Origin of the sequence: Pantoea sp. ACRSB (genome assembly GCF_022346905.1) — a bacterium.
GTDB classification, from domain to species: Bacteria; Pseudomonadota; Gammaproteobacteria; order Enterobacterales; family Enterobacteriaceae; genus Pantoea; species Pantoea piersonii.
In genome coordinates this window covers 78,154-100,188 of the sequence record NZ_JAKRNL010000007.1, presented here as the reverse complement: position 1 = coordinate 100,188, position 22,035 = coordinate 78,154, and the positions used below count along the sequence as shown (strand labels likewise).

The following is a 22,035-nucleotide window of genomic DNA, read 5'->3' as shown; positions in this document are numbered from 1 at the left end:
TTCATACAGAAAAGAGAAGAGTCTTTGACAGTCAGCGCTTTATCGCAGAAAGCAGAAATCCTGACGCAATAATTTAAAAAACTCGTCTCGCGCATTCCTTTACGCGAGACGCTTTATTGCGCTTTATCTGCTCTCAGGCGATGCAATGCATTCTGAAGCCGTTACAGCAGCTGAGCGAGTCGATGTAGATCGGACTGAATGGCACCCGCCGTAACGTCCCGCCCCGCGCCAGGACCGCGGATCACCAGCGGGTTATCGCGATACCAGCGGCTTTCAATCGCGAAGACGTTATCACACGGCAACAGCGCCGCCAGCGGATGCTCCGGGCGCACCGCTTCAACGCCGACGCGCGCTTTGCCACTGGCGTCGAAACGCGCCACGTAGCGCAGCACCAGCCCCATCTCCTGCGCGGCTTCCAGACGCTGTAGCATCTGCTCGTTAAGCGCTTCGCCATGCTCGAAGAAGTCGTCGATAGACCCTTCTTCACAGCCCGCCGGCACCAGCGACTCTACGCGCACCTGATCCGGCTCGATGTTGTAGCCCGCCTCACGCGCCAGAATCACCAGCTTGCGCTTCACGTCCTGGCCCGACAGGTCAACGCGCGGATCGGGTTCAGTTAAGCCCTGCTGCCACGCCTGGTCCACCAGCTCGGTAAAGGGCACAGTGCCGTCGAATTGCAGGAACAGCCAGGAGAGCGTGCCGGAAAAGATGCCGCTGATAGCTAAAATAGTGTCGCCGCTGTCGCGCAGATCGCGCACCGTGTAGTTAACAGGCAACCCTGCACCGACCGTGGCGTTATAGAGCCAGTGCCGGCCGGTTTTGGTAAAGGCGTCGCGGATCTGCCGCCAGGTCTGGCTGTCAGACGCGCCCGCAACCTTATTCGCGCTGATAACGTGGAAGCCATGGCTGGCGAAGTCGAGATACTGCTGCGCCAGCGGCGTGCTGGCGGTGACGTCGAGCACCACCAGATCGTCGAACGGATGCGCGCGCATCAACAGGAACAGCGACTCTTCGTCACGCGCCTCCGCTTCGTCATCAAAGAAGGCGAGCGCGCGGCTGGCGTCGAGTCCGTCATAGCTCAGCAGGCTGCGCTGGCTGTCCGCCACGCCCGCCAGCACATACTCAAAACCGGTGCGCGCCGAGAGCGCTTCCTGCTCGCGCGCAAACAGCTCCAGCCAGCGCGAGCCGATGTTGCCTTTGCCGAACAGCATCAGGCCGATGCGCTTTTCCGCACGGAACAGCGACTGATGCAGGCCCTGAACCAGCGACTGCGTCGGTCCGACGCGCAGCACCGCCACCAGGCTGATGTGGTCTTCCGACTGCCAGACAAACTCGACCGGCTGATCCTGAATCTCCTGCCAGAAGCGGTGGCTATGCAGCGGATTGCGCGTAACGCCCGCGCCGACCAGCGCCACCAGCGCCAGCCCTTCGCGTAGCTGCAGATGCGCAGGCAGTCCCGCATCCTGCAGCAGCTGAAACACGCTGTGAACCACTTCGGCGGTATAGCAGAGCTGCAGTAGCTGACGATCCGGATGTACTCCGGTCGCCAGCGGACGCAGCTGCGCACGCTTGAGGTGCAGCTCTACCTCTTTGTGCAGCGCTGCGAAATCGTGTTGATCCGGCACCTGAACTTCAATCAGGCAGACATCGTCATGGCTGGTGACGATGCGCGCGCCGGTACCGGAAGCCAGCACGCGTTCGATACGCGTCGAGCCCTGCTCCGGCTGGTAGCTGCAGCGCAGCTGAAGATCGATATCGCTGCCGGAGACCGGCTGTAGCGTACGCGTATGCAGCACCGGCGCGGCGAGGCGCGCCAGCTCGCTGGCTTCGTCGAGGCGCAGCAGCGGCAGCAGGCAGGCGTCGGAGACTTTGCGCGGATCGGCGCTGTAAACCCCGGCGACGTCGCTCCAGATTGTGACGCGGCTGACGCCCGCCAGCGCGCCGATTTGCGTGGCAGAGTAGTCGGAACCGTTACGCCCCAGCAGAACAGTTTCGCCCGCGTCGTTGCGGCTGATAAAGCCGGTTACCACGATACGCTGGTGCGGATGTTGCGCCAGCAGCGTTTGCAGCAGCGGCCAGGATTTGCCTTCATCCACCTGCGGCTGCGCGGCGCGCTCCGCACGCAGAAAGTCGCGCGCGTCCAGCCAGCAGGCGTCGATGTCGCGCTGGCTCAGCACCGCCGCCATCAGGCGCGCCGACCACACTTCTCCGTGTCCGACCACTTCGGCGTATACCGCGTCGGTAATCGCGCCATCCAGCATCGCGGCGAGTTTTTCCAGATCGCGGATAAAGCTCGCTATCAGCGGTTCAGCATATTCAGCAGGCAACAGCCCGGCGATCAGCTCGCTGTGATAACGCCGTAAAGCCTGTTGCACCTGATGCGCGGCAAGGCGATCGCTCTGGCTGAGCTTCAGCCAGCTGATCAGCTGGTTGGTCGTCGAACCTGCCGCTGAGACCACCATTAAATCGCCCGGCTGGCTGTAATCCGCCATGATGCTGGCGACGCGCTGGTAACAGCGCGCATCGGCCAGGCTGCTGCCGCCAAACTTGTGCAGCTGCTTAATATTCGGCGTTGCCGCGCCGGCTGAAATCGTCATTTTTAACCCTCGGATGCCGTCCGGAATGCATTATCCAGATCGGCGATTAAATCTTCATGATCCTCAATGCCCACAGAGACGCGCAGCAAGGTTTCGGAAATGCCTGCCGCCGCGCGCGCTTCCGCCGACATGCCGGCGTGCGTCATGGTCGCGGTGTGGGAAATCAGGCTTTCTACGCCGCCCAGCGATTCCGCCAGCGTAAACAGCTGCAGCGCTTTCAGGAAGCGACGCAGCAGCGCTTCGTCACCGTCCAGTTCAAAACTCAGCATCGCGCCGAAGCCGCGCTGCTGACGCGCCGCGTGTTCGTGTCCGGCGTTTTCCGGCAGAGAAGGATGATACAGCTTTTTCACCAGCGGCTGCTGTTGCAGATAGCTCACAATTGCCAGCGCGTTGCGTTGTGCCGCCGCCATACGCGGCGCCAGCGTACGCAGACCGCGCAACAGCAGATAACTGTCGAAGGCCGCGCCGGTAACGCCGATATTGTTCGCCCACCAGGCCAGTTCTGTCACCAGTGCCGGATCTTTGGCAATCACCGCGCCCGCCACCACGTCGGAGTGGCCATTCAGGTATTTGGTACAGGAGTGGATCACCAGGTCCGCGCCCAGCGCCAGCGGATTTTGCAGCGCCGGACTCAGGAAGGTATTGTCGACCACGCTGACAGCTCCCGCAGCGCGCGCCGCCTCGCAGATAGCGGCGATATCCACCACGCGCAGCAGCGGATTGCTCGGGCTTTCCACCAGCACCAGCTTCGGTTTTTCCGCCAGCGCCGCATCCAGCGCCGCGCGGTCGCCCTGATCGACGAACTTCACGCGATAGGCGCCGCGTTTCGCCAGGCTGTCGAACAGGCGATAGCTGCCGCCATAACAGTCGTGCGGAGCGACCAGCAGATCGCCCGGTTTCAGGAACACCGTCGTTACCAGATGGATCGCCGACATGCCGGTATTGGTCAGCACCGCGCCCGCTCCGCCCTCCAGCTCCGCCAGCGCGCGCTGCACCACATCACGCGTTGGGTTGCCGCGACGCGAATAGTCATGGGCGCGCGGCTCGTTGAAATCAAGGAAGTTATAGGTGCTGGAGAGATGAATCGGCGGGACAACGCAGCCATATTGCTCGTCATCATTCAAACCGCTGCGGACTGCGATGGTTGCCTGTTTACGCGTCATGGTGCTTGTGTTCCTGAAAAGAGTAATAGAGAGGCATCAGGATAACATTCCACAATTGGACGTCAATACATCTGGACATCTAAATGTCTTTGCGTATAGATTGAGCAGAAAGCTATAAACCGCTAAAATTACCCTTCATTGCCTGCGTTTTGCGTCCGTTTTTGCGGCCAGGATGAAGAAACCCCGCAGTTCAAGAGGTCAGGTACGGTAAAATCGGGCATAATCCACGGATTTCCCCACTTTTAACTTTTATTGATTAAGGTAACCCATGGCTGAATGGAACGGCGAATATATCAGCCCCTACGCTGAACACGGTAAGAAGAGTGAGCAGGTTAAGAAGATCACAGTTTCTATCCCGTTGAGCGTGCTGAAAATTTTAACGGATGAGCGTACCCGTCGTCAGGTAAATAATCTGCGTCACGCCACAAACAGCGAACTGCTGTGCGAAGCCTTTTTACACGCCTTTACCGGACAACCGTTGCCGGATGACGTTGATTTGCGCAAAGAGCGCAGCGATGAGATCCCGGAAGAAGCGAAAAAGATCATGCGCGAGATGGGCATCGATCCCGATACCTGGGAATACTGATTCGCCAGATATAAAAAAACCCAGCCTGAGCTGGGTTTTTTCTTGCCGTCGAACCTGAAAGGTTCGAATGCCGTTTAATCTTATTTTTTCGCGCCTGGCACGCTGAAACGCTTGTTGAAGCGGTCAACACGGCCACCAGTTGCAACTTCACGCTGCTTGCCGGTGTAGAACGGGTGGCATTTACCACATACGTCCAGGTTTAAGTCGTGAGCCATAGTAGAGCGAGTGTGAATCACGTTACCGCAGGTGCAGGTGATGGTCACAGCTTCGTATTTCGGGTGAATACCTTGTTTCATGGGAGAACCTCATAAAAGGCCGTGTCGCTCTCCGTGCCAGGCTAAAACCTGCACAGCACCACACGCGGTTGAACATTAATGTTTAGGCTTTGGCGAGAGCTTCTCACCAAAGGCGGCATACTATACAGAAAATAACCGCTTTTAGCAAATCTTCTGCAAGATACCCGCTGGTCGCGCCAGCGTGTACACTAGGCATCCCGCTATGAATCGTTGAACCGGAAAAAGATCGCTATGCCCGTCGTTCAGGTTGCCCTGCCCGTTCCGCTACCTCGTCTGTTTGACTATCTGCCGCCACACGGCGCGCAGCCGGTAATAGGCGGACGCGTCAGCGTGCCGTTCGGCAACCGTAAAATGGTCGGCATCGTGGTGGGCTTTCGCGAACAGAGCGACCTGCCGGAAGCGCAGCTTAAACGCGTCGCCGAGGTGCTGGACAGCGAATCACTCTATCCTCCTTCGCTATGGCGGCTGCTTAACTGGTCGGCGGGCTACTATCACTCACCCGTCGGCGAGGTGCTGAGCCATGCGCTGCCGGTGCTGCTGCGCCAGGGCAAACCCGCGCAGGAGGCGCCGCTGTGGCAATGGGTTATCACTGAACAGGGCCAGGCGACCGCGCCGGAAAGCCTGAAGCGCGCGCCGAAACAGCAGCAGGCACTGGCGGCGCTGCGCAATCAGCCGCTCTATCGTCATCAGGTCACCGAACAGGATCTGACCGAAACGGCTTTCCAGGCGCTGCGCGCTAAAGGATTGTGCGATCTGCGCGAACACCAGCCGCAGCGGCTGGACTGGCGCGAGCGCTATGCGGTGAAAGGCGAGCGTTTGCGCCTCAATACCGACCAGGCGATGGCGGTCGGCGCAATCCGCAGCGAGGATGAGCACTATGCCGCCTGGCTGCTGGCCGGCATTACCGGTTCCGGTAAAACCGAAGTCTATCTCAGCGTGCTGGAGAATGTGCTGGCACGCGGCAAGCAGGCGCTGGTGCTGGTGCCGGAGATCGGCCTGACGCCGCAAACCATCGCCCGCTTCCGCGAGCGCTTCGACGCTCCCGTCGACGTGCTGCATTCCGCCCTGAACGACAGCGAGCGCCTCGCCGTCTGGCTGCGCGCGCGCCAGGGCGAAAACGCCATTATCATCGGCACGCGGTCGGCGCTGTTTACCCCACTGGCGCGTCCAGGCGTGATCATTATTGATGAGGAGCACGACAGCTCCTATAAACAGCAGGAAGGCTGGCGCTATCAGGCGCGCGACCTGGCGGTGTTCCGCGCGCGCGAAGAGAATATCCCGATTGTAATGGGCTCAGCGACGCCCGCGCTGGAGACGCTGCACAACGTACGCAGCGGCAAATATCGCCAGCTCGACCTGACAAAACGCGCCGGAAACGCGAAGCCGGCGCTGCAGCAGCTGGTGGATCTCAAAGGCCAGCAGCTTATCGGCGGCCTGGCGCCCGCGCTGATCGGCAAAATGCGCCAGCATCTGCAGGCGGGCAATCAGGTATTGCTGTTTCTTAACCGCCGCGGCTATTCCCCCGCGCTGCTCTGCCATGACTGCGGCTGGATTGCGGAGTGCCAGCGCTGCGAGCGTTATTACACCCTGCATCAGCAGCAGCGCCAGCTGCGCTGCCACCACTGTGACAGCCAGCGCCCGCTGCCCAATCAGTGTCCACAGTGTGGTTCGACGCATCTGCTGCCGGTCGGCGTTGGCACAGAGCAGCTGGAGCAGCAGCTCGGCACGCTGTTTCCCGGCGTGCCGGTATCGCGTATCGACCGCGACACCACCAGCCGCAAGGGCGCGCTGGAGCAGCATCTGGCCGATGTGCATCGCGGCGGCGCGCGCATTCTGGTGGGCACGCAGATGCTGGCGAAAGGCCACCATTTCCCGGACGTGACGCTGGTATCACTGCTGGACGTGGATGGCGCGCTTTTTTCCGCCGATTTCCGCGCCGCAGAGCGCTTCGCGCAGCTCTATACGCAGGTCGCAGGTCGCGCCGGCCGCGCCGGCAAACAGGGCGAAGTATTGCTACAAACCCACCATCCTGAACATCCCCTGCTGCAGTCGCTCTTGCATCAGGGCTATTTCGCTTTTGCCCAGCAGGCGCTGCTGGAGCGCCAGTCGGTGATGCTACCGCCCTGGACCAGTCATGCGCTGTTTCGCGCCGAAGATCACGATAACCAGCAGGCCGCTGAATTTTTGCAGCAGCTGCGCAACCTGCTGGATGCCAGCCCGCTGAAGGATAACGCCATGTGGCTGATGGGCCCGGTTCCCGCTTTGCAGCCAAAGCGCGGGGGACGCTGGCGCTGGCAGTTGCTGGTGCAGCATGCTTCGCGTAAGCGCCTGCAACAGCTGCTCGACGGCTCGCTGCCGCTGATCGCGACGCTGCCCGCCGCACGTAAAGTCAAATGGACGCTCGATATCGATCCCACCGAGAGCTAAGCCTGCGAGCCAGATCGAAAAAAGTCGCACAAGTCACAATTTTTATGCAAATTAAGTAACAACCCAGCCGCGCAATCGTTAACAATGTGCGCGGCGTGGCTTTTTTCGGCCACAACTATCCTTTGAATGCGTCAGGAGTAGAGTGTTGGAGCAGAATCCTCAAGCGTCCACCGCCACCATGAAAGATGTGGCTGAGAAGGCGGGCGTTTCAACCGCAACCGTCTCGCGCGCGCTGATGAATCCTGAAAAAGTCTCGGCGGCGACGCGACAAAAAGTCGAGCAGGCAGTGATAGCTGTCGGCTATGCGTCACACGGGCTGGCGCGCAACGGGCGTCGCGGCGAGACGCAGACGATTCTGGTGATTGTGCCCGACATCTGCGATCCCTTTTTTAGCGAAATCATTCGCGGCGTCGAAGTGACGGCGGCGCAGGAGGGTTATCTGGTGCTGATTGGCGACTGCGCGCACCAGAACCAGCAGGAGAAGACCTTTCTGGATCTGCTGCTGACGCGCCAGATCGACGGCATGGTGCTGCTCGGCTCGCAGATCCCATTCGATCCCGTCAATGAGGAGCAGCGCAATCTGCCGCCGATGGTGATGGCAAACGAGTTTGCCCCGGAGATGGCGCTGCCTACTGTGCATATCGACAACCTGACGGCCGCATTTGAGGCGGTCAATCATCTGCTGCAGCTGGGCCATCGCCAGATCGCCTGCATCGCCGGGCCGGAAGATATGCCGCTGTGCCAGTACCGCACTCAGGGCTATATTCAGGCGCTTCGCCGCAGCAACCTGACCGTCGATCCCACTTATATTGTTCGCGGCGACTTCAGCTTTGAAGCGGGCGCGCAGGCGCTGAAACAGCTGATGGCCCTCCCTCAGCCGCCGCGCGCGCTGTTCTGTCACAGCGATATGATAGCGCTCGGCGCAATGAATCAGGCGAAACGCCTTGGTTTGCGCGTGCCGCAGGATCTGTCGATCGTTGGTTTCGATGATATTGAGCTTTCGCGCTACTGTGAGCCGCCGCTGACCACCGTGACGCAGCCGCGCTATCAGATTGGGCGCGAGGCGATGCTGCTGCTGCTGGATGAGCTGCAGGGCAAACGCGTAAATAACGGTTCACGTCTGCTGGACGCCGAACTCACCGTGCGTGGCAGTACGGCCCCTGAGAAGAAGCGCGAGAAATAGCCGCAATTTTCAGTTATTTTCAGTAGATTCTTAAGGCGAACACTGCTGGTCAAAGTTCCAACCCTTGAGTAACATGGCGGACTCCTTGCCGGGCGGTCTTTCAAGGCGTTTTCGCCCCGTTGGCACGATTTTTTGAAGGGTATCAGAACGAGAGTGGCACAGAGAGATTACGTAAGCCGCGGGCGTTCAACAGGGACGCGTCGCAAAAAAAGCAACACCAGCCGTGGAAAGAAAAGCAAAGGCGGTTCAGGTGTTTCCAAACTCATGGTGGGGCTGGCCGTCGCGGTGCTGGTGACCTTTGCCGGTGGTTTATGGTTCCTTGCGCATCATAAAAAAGAAGATGTGCCGGTGATCCCGGATCATAAAGCCAACGGCAACGGTCTGCCGCCGAAGCCTGAAGAGCGCTGGAAATATATTAAAGAGCTGGAGAATCGTCAGGTCACGGTGCCGACGCCGACCGAACCGTCGGCAGGCGGCGAGATCCAGTCGCACACGCAGCTTACCGACGAACAGCGCCAGCTGCTGGAGCAGATGCAGGCGGATATGCGTCAGTCGCCGACGCAGCTGAATGAAGTGCCGTGGAATGAACAGACCCCGGCGCAGCGGCAGCAGACGCTGCAACGCCAGCAGCAGCTTCAGATGCAGTCGCGCCAGCAGCAGACGCAGCAAACTACGCAGCAGAGCCAGCCGACGCGTCAGCCGCAAATCACGCAGCAGAGCCAGCCGGCGCGTCAGCCGCAAATCATGCAGCAGAGCCAGCCGGCGCATCAGCCGCAGACAACGCATCAGACGCAGCCGCCGCGCGCGACGCCGCAACCGCGTCAGACGCAACAGCAGCAGCCTGCTCCCGTCACGCGCGAGCCTGCGCAGGAAACAGCGAAGAAAGCGGCGGAAAAACCTGCCTCTTCGCAGCGCTGGATGGTGCAGTGCGGCTCGTTCAAAGGCACCGACCAGGCGGAATCGGTTCGCGCCGGTCTGGCGTTTGAAGGGTTCGAAAGCCGCATTACTACCGGCGGCGGCTGGAACCGCGTGGTGATAGGTCCCTTTAAAGATCGCAGCAGCGCTGACAGCACGCTGAAGCGGCTGCGCGGCAACGGCCATTCAAACTGTATTCCGCTCGCCGTCGGGGGTTGAAACCCGCCAAACCCGCCCCATATCTGGTTGCATGATGCGCCGCGCCTTGCCGCGCGGCGCTTTTTTTCTACTGCAACAAGGGGTCTGCCCGTGACAACAATAGTAAGCGTACGACGCAACGGACGAGTCGTGATCGGCGGTGATGGCCAGGCAACTCTCGGCAATACCGTTATGAAAGGCAACGTTAAAAAAGTGCGTCGTCTTTACAACGATAAAGTAATTGCCGGTTTCGCTGGCGGCACTGCAGATGCCTTCACGCTCTTTGAACTCTTCGAACGTAAACTGGAAATGCATCAGGGTCACCTGGTGAAAGCTGCCGTTGAACTGGCGAAAGACTGGCGTACCGATCGTATGCTGCGTCGCCTTGAAGCGCTGCTGGCGGTTGCCGATGAAAACGCCTCGCTGATCATCAGCGGCAACGGCGACGTTATCCAGCCAGAAAACGATCTGATCGCCATTGGTTCCGGTGGCCCCTTCGCTCAGGCGGCAGCGCGTGCGCTGCTGGAGAATACCGAGCTGAGCGCGCATGATATCGTCGCGAAATCATTAGATATCGCGGGCGACATCTGCATCTACACCAACCACAATGTTAACTTCGAAGAACTGCCGGCCAGGGCGTAAGGATTAAACATGTCTGAGATGACTCCACGCGAAATCGTCAGCGAACTGAATCGCTTTATTATCGGCCAGGACGGCGCAAAACGTGCAGTTGCCATCGCGCTGCGCAACCGCTGGCGTCGTATGCAGCTCGACGAAGAGCTGCGCCATGAAGTGACGCCGAAAAATATCCTGATGATCGGCCCGACCGGCGTCGGTAAAACCGAAATTGCCCGTCGCCTGGCTAAACTCGCCAACGCACCTTTCATCAAAGTGGAAGCCACAAAATTCACCGAAGTCGGCTACGTCGGTAAAGAGGTGGACTCCATTATTCGCGACCTGACCGACGCCGCGGTAAAAATGGTGCGCAGTCAGGCGATTGAAAAGAACAAATACCGCGCCGAAGAGATGGCAGAAGAGCGCATTCTCGACGTGCTGATCCCGCCGGCCAAGAACAACTGGGGCCAGCCGGAGCAGAGCAGCGAGCCTTCAGCCGCGCGCCAGTCGTTCCGCAAAAAGCTGCGCGAAGGCCAGCTGGACGATAAAGAGATCGAGATTGACCTTGCGGCCGCTCCGGCTGGCGTCGAGATCATGGCGCCTCCCGGCATGGAAGAGATGACCAACCAGCTTCAGTCGATGTTCCAGAATCTGGGCGGCCAGAAGCAGAAGCCGCGTAAGCTGAAAATCAAAGACGCGATGAAGCTGCTTATCGAAGAAGAAGCGGCCAAGCTGGTTAATCCGGAAGAGCTGAAGCAGGACGCAATCGAGGCGGTAGAGCAGCACGGTATCGTGTTTATCGACGAGATCGACAAAATCTGTAAGCGCGGCCAGTCATCCGGCCCGGACGTGTCACGCGAAGGCGTACAGCGCGATCTGCTGCCGCTGGTGGAGGGTTGCACCGTTTCGACCAAACACGGCATGGTGAAAACCGATCACATTCTGTTTATCGCGTCAGGCGCGTTCCAGGTCGCCAGCCCGTCAGATCTGATCCCGGAGCTGCAGGGCCGTCTGCCGATCCGCGTTGAGCTGCAGGCGCTGACAGTGAACGACTTCGAGCGCATCCTTACCGAGCCGAACGCCTCTGTAACCGTACAGTACAAAGCGCTGATGGGTACCGAAGGCGTTAACGTCGAGTTTACCGAGGATGGTATTCGCCGCATCGCCGAAGCGGCATGGCAGGTAAACGAAACCACCGAAAATATCGGTGCGCGTCGTCTGCATACTGTGCTGGAGCGTCTGATGGAAGATATCTCCTATGACGCCAGCGATCGCCATGGCGACTCCATCACCATTGATGCGGAGTATGTCAGCAAGCATCTGGATGAGCTGGTGGCGGACGAAGATCTCAGCCGCTTTATCCTGTAATTCCGTTTTTCAATGCGCTTGCGCAAAGCCCGGCCACTGCGCCGGGCTTTTATTTTCTGCATGCTGCTGATGCAGCGCCTTTTTTTCCGCTGATGATTTTGCCAACAATCCGCAACTGGCGGTATACTTACCGCTCCTGTGGCAAACAGATGAACCCATCATGAAATACGATACCTCTGAACTCTGCGACATCTATCATGAAGAAGTGAACGTTGTTGAACCACTTTTTTCAAACTTTGGTGGCCGCACCTCATTTGGTGGTCAGATAACCACAGTGAAATGTTTTGAAGACAACGGCCTGCTCTACGACTTGCTGGAAGAGAACGGACGGGGCCGCGTGCTGGTGATTGACGGCGGCGGCTCGGTGCGGCGCGCGCTGGTTGATGCGCAGCTGGCTCGCCTGGCGGTTGAAAATGAATGGGAAGGCCTGGTGGTTTACGGCTCCGTACGTCAGGTAGACGATCTGGAGGAGCTGGAGATCGGCATTCAGGCGATTGCCGCTGTTCCGGCGGGCGCGGCGGGCGAAGGCATCGGGGAAAGCGATGTGCGCGTTAACTTTGGCGGCGTTACCTTCTTCTCCGGCGACCATCTCTATGCCGACAATACCGGCATTATCCTTTCTGAAGATCCGCTCGATATCGAGTAGCGTCGAAAACGAAAACGGGAGCGCATCGCTCCCGTTTTTCATTCTACTGAGGCGCTTACACCTCTTCCATTTTTCCCAGCAGTGCACGCAGGCGATCCTGCCACAGATGCTGCTCTTCCTTAAGCTGCTGATTTTCACGCACCAGCGAGTCGTGATTGCCCGCGGCCTGTTGCGCTTCGTTTCTCAGCGCGTTGTTCTGCTCTTTCAGCTCTTCGATTTCCATCTGCAGCAGGGTGATGGTATCAATCGCCTGCTGTACTTTCGCTTCCAGTTTCTCGAATACTTCAAATGACATCTTTCTGACCTCTCCTAAATTCTCGCAGGGCGTTGATGATGCCAGCCTTAGCGCATGACGCCCTGTATCAGCCAGGCCAGCAACAATGTTTCCGATTGTATGTAGCCTGATAGCGCAAGTCCAGCGACGTGGGCGCTGCGAGCGCAGTCTGTACCATTTTTCGGCTTATGCCTGGAGCCTGACCGCCAGACGCGAGCCTGTCTAAAAACGAAGCGGTTAAAAAGATGAAATGATGTTTCATGAAAGCCAAAAGGCGCGAAAACGCGCATTTTTTTGACTCAGCACACAGATTTAGATTTCGCTATTTCTCGTTTATGCTCGTTAACGATAAATTCACATCAGCCCTACAAGAGAGCTGGGTGGCTCATGGATTGAGAACAAAAACTGATAAAATTTAACCTCGCTTCAGGAATACCATTATGAGTCAGACAACAAACACACTGAAAGGGCAGTGCATCGCCGAATTTATTGGGACCGGCTTAATTATCTTTTTTGGCGCAGGCTGCGTGGCCGCGCTGAAAGTCGCTGGTGCCGCCTTCGGACAATGGGAAATATGCATTGTCTGGGGACTTGCCGTCTCCATGGCCGTTTACCTTACCGCCGGCGTATCTGGCGCTCATCTTAACCCTGCCGTCACGGTGGCGCTTTGTCTGTTCGCCAACTTTGAAGGGCGTAAGGTGGTTCCCTATATTCTGGCGCAGGTCGCAGGCGCATTCTGCGCAGCCGCGCTGGTTTACGGCCTTTATTACAATCTGTTTTTCGATTACGAGCAGAGTCACCAGATGGTGCGCGGTACGGTTCAGAGCCTGGATCTCGCCGGTATCTTCTCAACCTACCCTAACCCGCATATCAGCGTGGGACAGGCGTTTCTGGTTGAAATGGTGATTACAGCAGTATTGATGGCGGTGATCATGGCGCTGACCGACGATGGCAACGGCGTACCTCGCGGTCCGCTGGCGCCGCTGTTGATCGGTCTGCTGGTAGCCGTTATCGGCGGTTCCATGGGCCCGCTGACCGGCTTCGCCCTTAACCCGGCGCGTGATTTCGGACCCAAGCTGTTCGCCTTCTTCGCTGGTTGGGGTAACGTTGCCTTCACGGGCGGTAAAGATATCCCCTACTTCCTGGTACCGATCTTTGGCCCGTTAGTGGGAGCCTGCCTGGGCGCCTTCTCCTATCGCGCACTGATTGGTCGCCATCTGCCGGGCGCAGTAGTGGCCAGCAGCAAATCAGAAAAACCGGTCGCACGCGCTGAGCAGCGTAAAGCGTAAGTTTCACCTTTTCATCGGGAATGCATTATGACAACGACTACTGATAAAAAATATATTGTTGCGCTCGACCAGGGCACCACCAGCTCACGCGCCGTTGTGCTGGATCATGACGCCAATATCGTTGCGGTATCGCAGCGTGAATTTACCCAGATCTACCCTAAAGCCGGCTGGGTTGAACATGACCCGATGGATATCTGGGCATCCCAGAGCTCTACGCTGGTAGAGGTGCTGGCGCACGCCGACATCCGTTCTGATGAGATCGCCGCAATCGGCATCACCAACCAGCGTGAAACTGCCATCGTCTGGGACAAAGAGACCGGCAAGCCGATCTATAACGCTATCGTGTGGCAGGATCCGCGCACCGCGGACTACTGCAATAAGCTGAAAAAAGAGGGTCTGGAAGAGTATATCCAGCACACCACCGGCCTGGTGATTAACCCCTACTTCTCCGGCACCAAGGTTAAATGGATCCTCGATCATGTAGAAGGCGCGCGTGAACGTGCGAAGCGCGGCGAGCTGCTGTTCGGCACCGTGGATACCTGGCTGGTGTGGAAAATGACCCAGGGCCGCGTGCATATTACCGATCACACCAACGCCTCGCGTACCATGATGTACAACATTCACAAGCTGGAATGGGATCAGCGTATGCTGGAGATCCTCGACATTCCGCGTGAAATGCTGCCGGAAGTGAAAGGCTCTTCAGAAGTTTACGGCCAGACCAACATCGGCGGTAAAGGCGGTACGCGTATTCCTATCGCTGGTATCGCAGGCGACCAGCAGGCGGCGCTCTACGGCCAACTCTGCGTTCAGCCGGGCATGGCGAAAAACACCTACGGCACCGGCTGCTTTATGCTGATGAACACCGGCACAGAAGCGGTAACTTCATCGCATGGCCTGCTGACCACCATCGCCTGTGGCCCGCGCGGCGAAGTGAACTATGCGCTGGAAGGCGCAGTGTTTATCGGCGGCGCCTCTATTCAGTGGCTGCGTGACGAGATGAAGCTGATCAGCGACTCTACTGACTCTGAATACTTCGCTCTTAAGGTTAAAGATACCAACGGCGTCTATATGGTTCCCGCCTTTACCGGTCTGGGCGCGCCCTACTGGGATCCCTATGCACGCGGCGCGATTTTCGGCCTGACGCGCGGCGCTAATGCTAACCACATTATTCGCGCCACGCTGGAGTCTATCGCCTATCAGACGCGCGACGTGCTGGAAGCGATGCAGAACGACGCCAATACACGCCTGCAGTCGCTGCGCGTGGATGGCGGCGCGGTAGCGAACAACTTCCTGATGCAGTTCCAGTCCGACATTCTCGGCACGCGCGTAGAGCGTCCGGAAGTGCGTGAAGTTACCGCGCTGGGCGCCGCCTATCTGGCGGGGCTGGCTGTGGGCTTCTGGGGCGACCTGGAAGAGGTTCGCGCCAAGGCGGTTATCGAACGTGAATTCCGCCCAAGCATCGAGACCACTGAGCGCAACGTTCGTTACGCCGGCTGGAGAAAAGCTGTGGCTCGCGCGCAGGCGTGGGAAGAACACGACGAGTAATGCACCGTCCCGCGTCCTTACGCGGGATGTTTTACTCGCTGACCACGGCCTTTCGCCGACACGCTCTCTGAGCACTCTGCGCCCGCGACCCTATCGCGGGCTTTTTTTTGCCCTTCCCCGCTATGCTACACTGCCCTTTTTCATCAGGTGCAGGCCATGAAACGAGAACTTGCCATAGAATTTTCCCGCGTGACCGAAGCGGCAGCCTTAGCTGGCTATCGCTGGCTGGGCCGCGGCGACAAAAACAGCGCCGACGGCGCCGCTGTCCACGCTATGCGACACGTCCTGAACACCATTGATATCGACGGCCAGATTGTGATCGGCGAAGGGGAAATCGATGAAGCGCCGATGCTCTATATCGGCGAAAAGGTCGGCAGCGGTCGCGGCGACGCGGTAGATATCGCAGTCGATCCGATCGAAGGCACGCGCATGACTGCGATGGGCCAGGCTAACGCGCTGGCGGTGCTGGCGGTCGGCGACAAAGGCAGTTTTCTGCACGCGCCGGATATGTATATGGAAAAGCTGATTGTCGGCCCGGCGGCGAGGGGTCATATCGATCTCAACCTGCCGCTGGAGACCAATCTGCGTAATATCGCGACGGCGCTGGATAAACCGCTGGCGCAGCTGACGGTTTCTATTCTGGCGAAACCGCGCCACGACGCGATCATCGCGCAGCTGCAACAGCTTGGCGTACGCGTGTTTGCGTTCCCGGACGGCGACGTGGCGGCCTCTATCCTTACCTGTATGCCTGACAGCGAAGTCGACGTGCTCTACGGCATCGGCGGCGCGCCAGAGGGCGTGGTGTCGGCGGCGGTGATCCGCGCGCTGGATGGCGATATGCAGGGCCGCCTGCTGCCGCGTCATCAGGTCAAAGGCGAGAGCGAAGAGAATCGCCGCATCGGCGAGCAGGAGCTGGCGCGCTGCGACGAGATGGGGATTAAGGCGGGCGAAGTGTTACCGCTGGCGCGTATGGCGCGCAACGATAACGTTATCTTCGCAGCCACCGGCATTACCAGCGGCGACCTGCTGAAAGGCATTACGCGTCAGGGCAATATCGCCACCAGCGAAACGCTGCTGATTCGTGGTAAATCGCGCACTATCCGCCGCATTCAGTCGATCCACTACCTGGATCGCAAAGACGCGGCGCTGCACCCTTTTATCCTGTAACCGTACCGCTTTGACTCTCCGGCTGCCGCGACAGCGGCAGCCAGCAGAGCAGCATCACCAGCGCGGTAGCAAACATTAACATGCCCAGGCTGAACTGGTCGCGCTGCGGCAGCAGTGCGGACGCCCATGCCACCACGCCTGAGCCCAGATTCTGCAAACCGCCAATCAGCGCGCCTGCACTACCCGCCAGCCACGCGTAGGGCTCCATCGCGCCTGAGGTCGCCAGCGGAAACAGCATGCCCGCGCCGAAAAAGAAGAGCGCAGCGGGCACCAGCAGCGTCCAGATATTCATTACGCCGAACCACGCCGGGATCCACATCAGCGCCCCGGCCAGCAGACAGCTGTTGACGCCGGTCCACATCAGGCTGTGCCATGAGCGCGCCTCGCGTCCGGCAAACCACGCGCCGAAAAAGGCGGCGGGAATAGGCAGAATAAACAGAATACTGACGGTGAACGCATCCAGTCCGAGGACCCCACCCAACAGCACGCCGCAGCTCGCTTCAAATACCGCAATCCCCGCCAGCGCGCCGATAAGCAGCAGAATAAAGCGCACGAAGCTGGCGTCGCTCAGAAGACGCTGGTAGCGGCGGAAAAAGGGCGTTACGTCACCGCCTTGCGGCCGCGTTTCCGGCAGCCAGCGCGCCATCGCGCCCGTTACTGTGACGCAGAGCAGCAGTAAAAAGGCGAAACAGGCGTGCCAGCCGAACAGCTTCGTCAGCAGCGCGCCGATGACCGGCGCGAGCAGCGGGCTGACCAGCAGCCCCATATTGAGCAGGCTGTTAGCCTGACGCAGCGCAACGCCCGCATAGAGATCGCGCGGCATGGTGCGCGCCATCACGCCCGCCACGCCGGTGCCCAGTCCCTGGATGGCGCTGCCCAGCACCAGCACGTTCAGCGACGGCGCCAGCATAGAGGTCACGGCGCCGATCATAAAGATCGTCATGCCAGCGAGGATCACCGGACGGCGTCCAATGCTGTCGGAAAGCGGGCCATAGATCAGCTGCGATCCGCCATAGGTCATCAGATAGGCCGCCATCACGCGCTGCATTGTGCCGTTGTGCACGTTAAGCGCGTCCGCCATGTCAGCCATCGCCGGTACATAGATAGTTTGCGCCATCTGCCCAACCGCCAGCATTAAAATCAACATCAGCAGCAGCGGCCGATTTTCCATCTTCTTCATCGACATCTCGGTCTGGGAAATAAGGTTAATTCAGCAGCAAAACGCGCTGCATTGAGATAATGACGGGCAAAATATCAGGATTACGTGACAAATCGAGAGGCGGGCGTAAAGCTGCAGAAGAAGGCGCGTCAAGTTTTCGTACCACCCTGTCAATCCAGGGCAACGGCGTGTTGAGGCGTGCGGTGCATTTGTCGATTAGAGCCTAAAAACCGGCGCGCGGGTGGAAAATCCATCGAGCAGCCGCGATGATATCTCTGTGCCTGAAAAATCAACGACCAGGAGAGTAATGATGGCCGAATGGGTCAATGCGCAAGTAAAGGAAGTGAAAAACTGGACAGATGCGCTGTTCAGTCTGCGGGTGCACGCACCGATCGATACTTTCACCGCCGGACAGTTCGCTAAGCTGGCGCTGGAGATAGACGGCGAACGCGTGCAGCGCGCTTACTCTTACGTTAACGCGCCCAGCGATCCGCTGCTGGAGTTCTATCTGGTCACTGTGCCGGAGGGCAAGCTGAGCCCGCGTCTGCAGGCGCTTAAGCCAGGCGACACTGTAATGGTGACAAAGGAGGCCGCCGGCTTTTTTGTACTGGATGAGATCCCGCCGTGTAAAACCTTATGGATGCTGGCTACCGGTACGGCGATTGGCCCCTATCTCTCTATTCTGCAACAGGGCGAAGGCCTGGATCGCTTCGACCATATCGTGCTGGTGCACGCGGTGCGCTACGCCGCGGATCTCAGCTACCTGCCGCTGATGCAGTCACTGCAGCAGATCTATAACGGCAAGCTGCGTATTCAGACGGTAGTGAGCCGTGAAAACGCCACCGGCTCGCTGACCGGCCGCGTGCCGGCGCTGATAGAGAGCGGCGAACTGGAGCGCGCGGTAGGTCTGCCGATAGAGCCGGAATCGGGTCATATTATGCTGTGCGGCAACCCGCAGATGGTGCGCGATACCCAGCAGCTGCTGAAAGAGACGCGTGACATGCGCAAGCATCTGAAGCGTAAACCGGGACATATCACCAGTGAGCACTACTGGTAAGCGGTGCTGCGATGCGGTAAATCTTATCTAAGGGCAAATTTTGCCCGTTGTGCTTTTGACTTTAGCAGATAAAAACCGTTCTAATTTGGCACTAAGTTTACTGGTAGAGCCTACGAAATGAAGAATTTGCCTGGCGCATTGTTGCTGAGTCTTGCGCTTACGGCTTCGGCGTTCGCTGCCGATCTCCCGCTGCGCGAGCGTAGCGAGTCCGTGCCTGCCGCGCCCTATTTGCTGGCGGGCGCGCCTACCTTTGATATGACCATCGGCCAGTTCCGCGAAAGGTATAACGCCGCTAACGCTGACCTGCCGCTGATGGAGTATCGCGCCATCGACAACAAAAACGACAGCAGCCACCTGACGCGCGCGGCGAGTAAAATCAGCGAAACGCTTTACGCCTCCACCGCACTGGAACAGGGTACCGGGAAAGTGAAAACGCTCCAGCTGACCTGGCTGCCGGTGCCGGGACCGGATCAGAAAGCCTCACAGGAGAAAGCGATGGCTTATATGACCGCGTTGCTGCGCTTTTTTGTTTCCGGTCTCTCGCCGGAGGAGGCGCGACAAAAGCTGAACGCGCTACTGAGCGAGGGCAAAGGCGCGCGCTATTTTTCCCGCACCGAAGGCGCGCTGCGTTTCGTCGTAGCGGATAACGGCGACAAGGGGCTGACCTTCGCCATTGAGCCGATAAAACTCACGCTGCCGCCTGTCGATCAGGGCGGCAAAAATGACGAAAAGCAAAGCCATTGACCTGAGAGATCTCTATACTGTCTGGCAGTCTACGCTGCCTGACGGCAGTGCAATTTAATGAATCGCGTAACGCGGAGGATAGAATGCGACATCCATTGGTTATGGGTAACTGGAAACTGAATGGCAGCAAGCAGATGACGGGCGAGCTGATCGAAGGCCTGCGCAAAGCGCTTTCCGGCGTTGACGGCTGCGGCGTCGCGATCGCACCGCCGGCTATCTATCTCGACCAGGCGAAACATGCCATCTCCGGCAGCCATATTGCCCTTGGCGCGCAGAACGTCGACGTAAACCTGTCCGGCGCTTTTACCGGCGAAACCTCCGCGGAAATGCTGAAAGACATCGGCGCGAAATATATCATTATCGGTCACTCTGAGCGTCGTACTTACCACAAAGAGAGCGACGAGTTCATCGCGAAGAAATTCGCCGTGCTGAAAGCGGCTGGCCTGGTGCCGGTGCTGTGCATTGGTGAAACCGAAGCGGAAAACGAAGCGGGCCAGACTGAAGAAGTGTGCGCGCGTCAGATCGACGCGGTGCTGGAAACCCAGGGCGCAGAAGCCTTTAACGGCGTTGTTATCGCCTATGAGCCGGTCTGGGCTATCGGCACAGGCAAATCAGCTACCCCGGCGCAGGCGCAGGCGGTACACAAGTTTATTCGTCAGCACATCGCGAAGAAAGACGCTGCGGTCGCCGAGCAGGTGATCATTCAGTACGGCGGTTCTGTTAACGACAAGAACGCGGCTGAACTCTTTACCCAGCCGGATATCGACGGCGCGCTGGTAGGCGGCGCCTCGCTGAAGGCTGATGCCTTCGCCGTTATCGTTAAAGCAGCGGCAGAAGCGAAAAAAGCGTAATGTCAGCTAAGTAATAAAGGCGGCCTGCAGGCCGCCTTTTTTATTGCCGTAAAATCTCGCAGCTGTGGTCCTGCAACTCCTCCGCCGATCCCCGGTTTAGCAACAGCCAGTTGCGCTCAAGCGCCATCAGCGCCAGACGCCCGTCCGGCAGTGCCGCCAGCGCCAGGCCATATTTGCCCATCTCGCTGCGCGCATCAGGAATTTCATTTGCCACGCGGATAAACAGGCTCTGCTGCGTCAGCTCCGGCAGCGTTAGCGTGCGTATCAGGTAATCGTGCTGACGCAGCCTTTCCGTTTGCCAGCGGCTGGATAGCGCAGGCGCAAGGCTGTCCAGCGTGCGGCGCACATCGGGACGCAGGCAGGAAATATGAATATGCAGCTGATTCTGGGTGCGGCCATACTGAGCGTTAATTGCCAGCGACAGCGCACTGTCTGCGATGGGCGCGCCGCGCCGCGCCGCCAGCTGTGCGCGCGACTGCCAGGCGAAAGCGAAAAAGTTGGGCGTGGCGGGATCCAGCAGCGCCGGACTTTCCATGCCGGTGATTTTCGCCAGCGGGATCAGCAGATACTGCAGCGGCCCGTTCAGATCTTTTAGCAGCGCATAGCCCTGATCGAGCGCGACGCGCTGGCAGGGCGCGGGGCTGCCCGTTGCGCGCTGATTCGGCTCGCATTTTTCGCTGACGATCTGCCACAGCGCATCGCTGTTTTTATGCAGGTGGAGAGCGGCGATCGCTAAGCCGCTTATAAGGAGCAACAGCAGCAGTGCAATCAGGCCCAGCGCACGGCGACGTTCCCGCATAGCAATGTTCCTCTTTCAGCTTTTGCCCGAATCCTCGCCTGGCCGCCGCCGAATGTCACGCACAAATAAAAAGGGCCAGCTTGCTGGCTGGCCCCCCTTACTGCATTTTTACGGTTAAGGCTTCATCACCTGATCGTAGGTGCCGCCATCGGCGAAGTGCGTTTTCTGCGCCTGCGTCCAGCCGCCGAACTTATTGTCGATGGTGAACAGCTTCACCGGCGCGAAGGTACTGGCGAATTTCTTCGCTACTTCCGCATCACGCGGGCGATAGAAGTTCTGCGCCGCAATGGTCTGGCCTTCCGGCGAGTAGAGGTACTTCAGGTAGGCCTCTGCAACTTTGCGCGTGCCCTGCCCGTCTACCACCTTATCGACTACGGAAATGGTCGGCTCGGCCAGAATAGATTCGCTCGGCGTGACGATTTCAAATTTGTCTTTACCCAGCTTATCAACCGCCAGGTAAGCTTCGTTTTCCCAGGCGATCAGCACGTCGCCAATGCCGCGCTCTACGAAGGTGTTAGTCGCGCCTCGCGCGCCAGAGTCCTGAACCTCGACGTTTTTAAACAGCGCTTTTACGTAAGCCAGCGCTTTCGCCTGATCGCCGTTGTTTTGATCCAGCGCCCAGCCCCATGCGGCCAGATAGTTCCAGCGCGCGCCGCCTGAGGTTTTCGGGTTCGGCGTGATAACTGAAACGCCTGGCTTGATCAAATCTGGCCAGTCGTGAATGCCTTTCGGATTGCCTTTACGCACCAGGAAGACAATGGTGGAGGTGTAAGGTGCGGAGTTGTCCGGCAGACGTTTGATCCAGTTCTTATCGATACGGCCGCGTTCGGCGATGGCATCGACGTCGGACTGCAGCGCCAGCGTAACGACATCGGCGCGAATGCCGTTAATTACGGAAGTCGCCTGTTTGCCTGAGCCGCCGTGGGACTGGCGGATCACGACGTTATCGCCGGTTTCTTGCTTATAGTGCGCGGCGAAGGCCTTATTGTACTGCTCGTACAGCTCGCGCGTCGGATCGTAAGAGACGTTTAGCAGCTGGTAATCCTTTGCCAGAACGCTGGCTGAGGCCAGCAGAAGGGTAATTCCGATACTCCACTTTTTCATTATGCACGCTCCCGATCTCATCTGGCCGGTAGCGTGACATAAACCATTTTAG

Annotated in this window: 21 protein-coding genes; 13 read left to right on the top strand and 8 right to left on the bottom strand. The window is 58.7% G+C overall.

The genetic code is table 11. From position 1 onward, the window contains the following. Positions 1-161: 161 nt before the first annotated feature. Both MHZ89_RS18655 and metB read right to left on the bottom strand, forming a co-directional pair. Positions 162-2,597 (bottom strand): bifunctional aspartate kinase/homoserine dehydrogenase II, encoded by a 2,436-nt coding sequence (locus MHZ89_RS18655; RefSeq protein WP_311784214.1) that lies wholly within the window; start codon positions 2,595-2,597, stop codon positions 162-164. A 2-nt stretch (positions 2,598-2,599) separates the two neighbouring features. Beyond that, on the bottom strand, positions 2,600-3,760 hold the full coding sequence (gene metB, locus MHZ89_RS18650; protein ID WP_311784213.1) for a cystathionine gamma-synthase: 1,161 nt from the start codon (positions 3,758-3,760) through the stop codon (positions 2,600-2,602). 268 nt (positions 3,761-4,028) lie between these two features. Between metB and metJ the strand changes: the two genes are divergently transcribed. Beyond that, positions 4,029-4,346 (top strand): met regulon transcriptional regulator MetJ, encoded by a 318-nt coding sequence (gene metJ, locus MHZ89_RS18645; RefSeq protein WP_081137884.1) that lies wholly within the window; start codon positions 4,029-4,031, stop codon positions 4,344-4,346. A gap of 80 nt (positions 4,347-4,426) precedes the next feature. Here metJ and rpmE read toward each other — a convergent pair whose 3' ends face one another. Beyond that, positions 4,427-4,642, bottom strand: coding sequence for a 50S ribosomal protein L31 (gene rpmE / locus MHZ89_RS18640; RefSeq protein ID WP_311784212.1), 216 nt, complete (start codon positions 4,640-4,642; stop codon positions 4,427-4,429). A 231-nt stretch (positions 4,643-4,873) separates the two neighbouring features. Here rpmE and priA point away from each other — a divergent pair, with 231 nt between their 5' ends. The 5 genes from priA to hslU all read left to right on the top strand — a co-directional run bounded on the left by priA (position 4,874) and on the right by hslU (position 11,348). After that, positions 4,874-7,069, top strand: a complete 2,196-nt coding sequence (priA, locus tag MHZ89_RS18635; protein ID WP_311784211.1) for a primosomal protein N' — start codon at positions 4,874-4,876, stop codon at positions 7,067-7,069. A 145-nt stretch (positions 7,070-7,214) separates the two neighbouring features. Further along, positions 7,215-8,252 (top strand): DNA-binding transcriptional regulator CytR, encoded by a 1,038-nt coding sequence (cytR, locus tag MHZ89_RS18630; protein ID WP_311784210.1) that lies wholly within the window; start codon positions 7,215-7,217, stop codon positions 8,250-8,252. A gap of 153 nt (positions 8,253-8,405) precedes the next feature. Continuing rightward, on the top strand, positions 8,406-9,386 hold the full coding sequence (ftsN, locus tag MHZ89_RS18625) for a cell division protein FtsN (protein WP_311784209.1): 981 nt from the start codon (positions 8,406-8,408) through the stop codon (positions 9,384-9,386). Positions 9,387-9,476: 90 nt separating this feature from the next. Further along, positions 9,477-10,007, top strand: coding sequence for an ATP-dependent protease subunit HslV (gene hslV / locus MHZ89_RS18620; RefSeq protein ID WP_120458028.1), 531 nt, complete (start codon positions 9,477-9,479; stop codon positions 10,005-10,007). A gap of 9 nt (positions 10,008-10,016) precedes the next feature. Beyond that, complete coding sequence (hslU, locus tag MHZ89_RS18615) at positions 10,017-11,348, top strand: HslU--HslV peptidase ATPase subunit (protein WP_311784208.1); 1,332 nt, start codon at positions 10,017-10,019, stop codon at positions 11,346-11,348. Between the two features lie 9 nt (positions 11,349-11,357). Here the strand turns inward: hslU and MHZ89_RS18610 are convergent, their stop codons facing one another. Further along, positions 11,358-11,510 carry a hypothetical protein gene (locus MHZ89_RS18610; RefSeq protein ID WP_271152483.1) on the bottom strand — a complete coding sequence of 51 codons (153 nt, stop codon included), beginning with the start codon at positions 11,508-11,510 and terminating at the stop codon, positions 11,358-11,360. Between MHZ89_RS18610 and rraA the strand changes: the two genes are divergently transcribed. Beyond that, entirely contained in the window at positions 11,509-11,994 is a 486-nt protein-coding gene (gene rraA / locus MHZ89_RS18605) for a ribonuclease E activity regulator RraA (RefSeq protein WP_120458032.1), read from the top strand. The genes MHZ89_RS18610 and rraA overlap by 2 nt on opposite strands. A 55-nt stretch (positions 11,995-12,049) precedes the next feature. On the opposite strand, the gene zapB is transcribed toward rraA, so the two are convergent. Next, positions 12,050-12,289 carry a cell division protein ZapB gene (zapB, locus tag MHZ89_RS18600; protein ID WP_311784207.1) on the bottom strand — a complete coding sequence of 80 codons (240 nt, stop codon included), beginning with the start codon at positions 12,287-12,289 and terminating at the stop codon, positions 12,050-12,052. Positions 12,290-12,708: 419 nt separating this feature from the next. On the opposite strand from zapB, the gene MHZ89_RS18595 reads away from it, so the two are divergent. The 3 genes from MHZ89_RS18595 to glpX all read left to right on the top strand — a co-directional run bounded on the left by MHZ89_RS18595 (position 12,709) and on the right by glpX (position 16,269). After that, positions 12,709-13,557 (top strand): MIP/aquaporin family protein, encoded by an 849-nt coding sequence (locus MHZ89_RS18595; protein ID WP_311784206.1) that lies wholly within the window; start codon positions 12,709-12,711, stop codon positions 13,555-13,557. Positions 13,558-13,584: 27 nt separating this feature from the next. After that, positions 13,585-15,102 carry a glycerol kinase GlpK gene (gene glpK / locus MHZ89_RS18590; RefSeq protein ID WP_311784205.1) on the top strand — a complete coding sequence of 506 codons (1,518 nt, stop codon included), beginning with the start codon at positions 13,585-13,587 and terminating at the stop codon, positions 15,100-15,102. Between the two features lie 156 nt (positions 15,103-15,258). Then, positions 15,259-16,269: a class II fructose-bisphosphatase gene (gene glpX / locus MHZ89_RS18585; RefSeq protein WP_120458040.1), complete on the top strand. Its 1,011-nt coding sequence runs from the start codon at positions 15,259-15,261 to the stop codon at positions 16,267-16,269. Here glpX and emrD read toward each other — a convergent pair. Further along, a complete protein-coding gene (gene emrD, locus MHZ89_RS18580) occupies positions 16,259-17,449 on the bottom strand; it encodes a multidrug efflux MFS transporter EmrD (RefSeq protein WP_311784204.1) in 1,191 nt (396 codons plus the stop codon). The genes glpX and emrD overlap by 11 nt on opposite strands. A gap of 289 nt (positions 17,450-17,738) precedes the next feature. On the opposite strand from emrD, the gene fpr reads away from it, so the two are divergent. The 3 genes from fpr (at position 17,739) to tpiA (ending at position 20,080) form a co-directional block, all read left to right on the top strand. Further along, complete coding sequence (fpr, locus tag MHZ89_RS18575) at positions 17,739-18,485, top strand: ferredoxin--NADP(+) reductase (RefSeq protein WP_311784295.1); 747 nt, start codon at positions 17,739-17,741, stop codon at positions 18,483-18,485. Positions 18,486-18,602: 117 nt separating this feature from the next. After that, positions 18,603-19,229: a DUF1454 family protein gene (locus MHZ89_RS18570; RefSeq protein ID WP_311784203.1), complete on the top strand. Its 627-nt coding sequence runs from the start codon at positions 18,603-18,605 to the stop codon at positions 19,227-19,229. A gap of 83 nt (positions 19,230-19,312) precedes the next feature. Continuing rightward, a complete protein-coding gene (tpiA, locus tag MHZ89_RS18565; RefSeq protein ID WP_120458045.1) occupies positions 19,313-20,080 on the top strand; it encodes a triose-phosphate isomerase in 768 nt (255 codons plus the stop codon). Positions 20,081-20,120: 40 nt separating this feature from the next. Here tpiA and MHZ89_RS18560 read toward each other — a convergent pair whose 3' ends face one another. Further along, entirely contained in the window at positions 20,121-20,879 is a 759-nt protein-coding gene (locus MHZ89_RS18560) for a CDP-diacylglycerol diphosphatase (protein WP_311784202.1), read from the bottom strand. A 114-nt stretch (positions 20,880-20,993) separates the two neighbouring features. Beyond that, positions 20,994-21,983, bottom strand: a complete 990-nt coding sequence (locus tag MHZ89_RS18555) for a sulfate ABC transporter substrate-binding protein (RefSeq protein ID WP_311784201.1) — start codon at positions 21,981-21,983, stop codon at positions 20,994-20,996. Between the last annotated feature and the right edge of the window lie 52 nt (positions 21,984-22,035).

Coding starts and splice junctions, on each gene's coding strand:
- MHZ89_RS18555 (WP_311784201.1), bottom strand. CDS start 21,983: ATGAAAAAGTGGAGTATCGGAATTACCCTTCTGCTGGCCTCAGCCAGC.
- MHZ89_RS18655 (WP_311784214.1), bottom strand. CDS start 2,597: ATGACGATTTCAGCCGGCGCGGCAACGCCGAATATTAAGCAGCTGCAC.
- MHZ89_RS18610 (WP_271152483.1), bottom strand. CDS start 11,510: ATGATGGGTTCATCTGTTTGCCACAGGAGCGGTAAGTATACCGCCAGT.
- fpr (WP_311784295.1), top strand. CDS start 17,739: ATGGCCGAATGGGTCAATGCGCAAGTAAAGGAAGTGAAAAACTGGACA.
- glpX (WP_120458040.1), top strand. CDS start 15,259: ATGAAACGAGAACTTGCCATAGAATTTTCCCGCGTGACCGAAGCGGCA.
- emrD (WP_311784204.1), bottom strand. CDS start 17,449: ATGAAGAAGATGGAAAATCGGCCGCTGCTGCTGATGTTGATTTTAATG.
- hslU (WP_311784208.1), top strand. CDS start 10,017: ATGTCTGAGATGACTCCACGCGAAATCGTCAGCGAACTGAATCGCTTT.
- tpiA (WP_120458045.1), top strand. CDS start 19,313: ATGCGACATCCATTGGTTATGGGTAACTGGAAACTGAATGGCAGCAAG.
- rraA (WP_120458032.1), top strand. CDS start 11,509: ATGAAATACGATACCTCTGAACTCTGCGACATCTATCATGAAGAAGTG.
- MHZ89_RS18595 (WP_311784206.1), top strand. CDS start 12,709: ATGAGTCAGACAACAAACACACTGAAAGGGCAGTGCATCGCCGAATTT.
- metJ (WP_081137884.1), top strand. CDS start 4,029: ATGGCTGAATGGAACGGCGAATATATCAGCCCCTACGCTGAACACGGT.
- MHZ89_RS18560 (WP_311784202.1), bottom strand. CDS start 20,879: ATGCGGGAACGTCGCCGTGCGCTGGGCCTGATTGCACTGCTGCTGTTG.
- rpmE (WP_311784212.1), bottom strand. CDS start 4,642: ATGAAACAAGGTATTCACCCGAAATACGAAGCTGTGACCATCACCTGC.
- zapB (WP_311784207.1), bottom strand. CDS start 12,289: ATGTCATTTGAAGTATTCGAGAAACTGGAAGCGAAAGTACAGCAGGCG.
- metB (WP_311784213.1), bottom strand. CDS start 3,760: ATGACGCGTAAACAGGCAACCATCGCAGTCCGCAGCGGTTTGAATGAT.
- priA (WP_311784211.1), top strand. CDS start 4,874: ATGCCCGTCGTTCAGGTTGCCCTGCCCGTTCCGCTACCTCGTCTGTTT.
- MHZ89_RS18570 (WP_311784203.1), top strand. CDS start 18,603: ATGAAGAATTTGCCTGGCGCATTGTTGCTGAGTCTTGCGCTTACGGCT.
- glpK (WP_311784205.1), top strand. CDS start 13,585: ATGACAACGACTACTGATAAAAAATATATTGTTGCGCTCGACCAGGGC.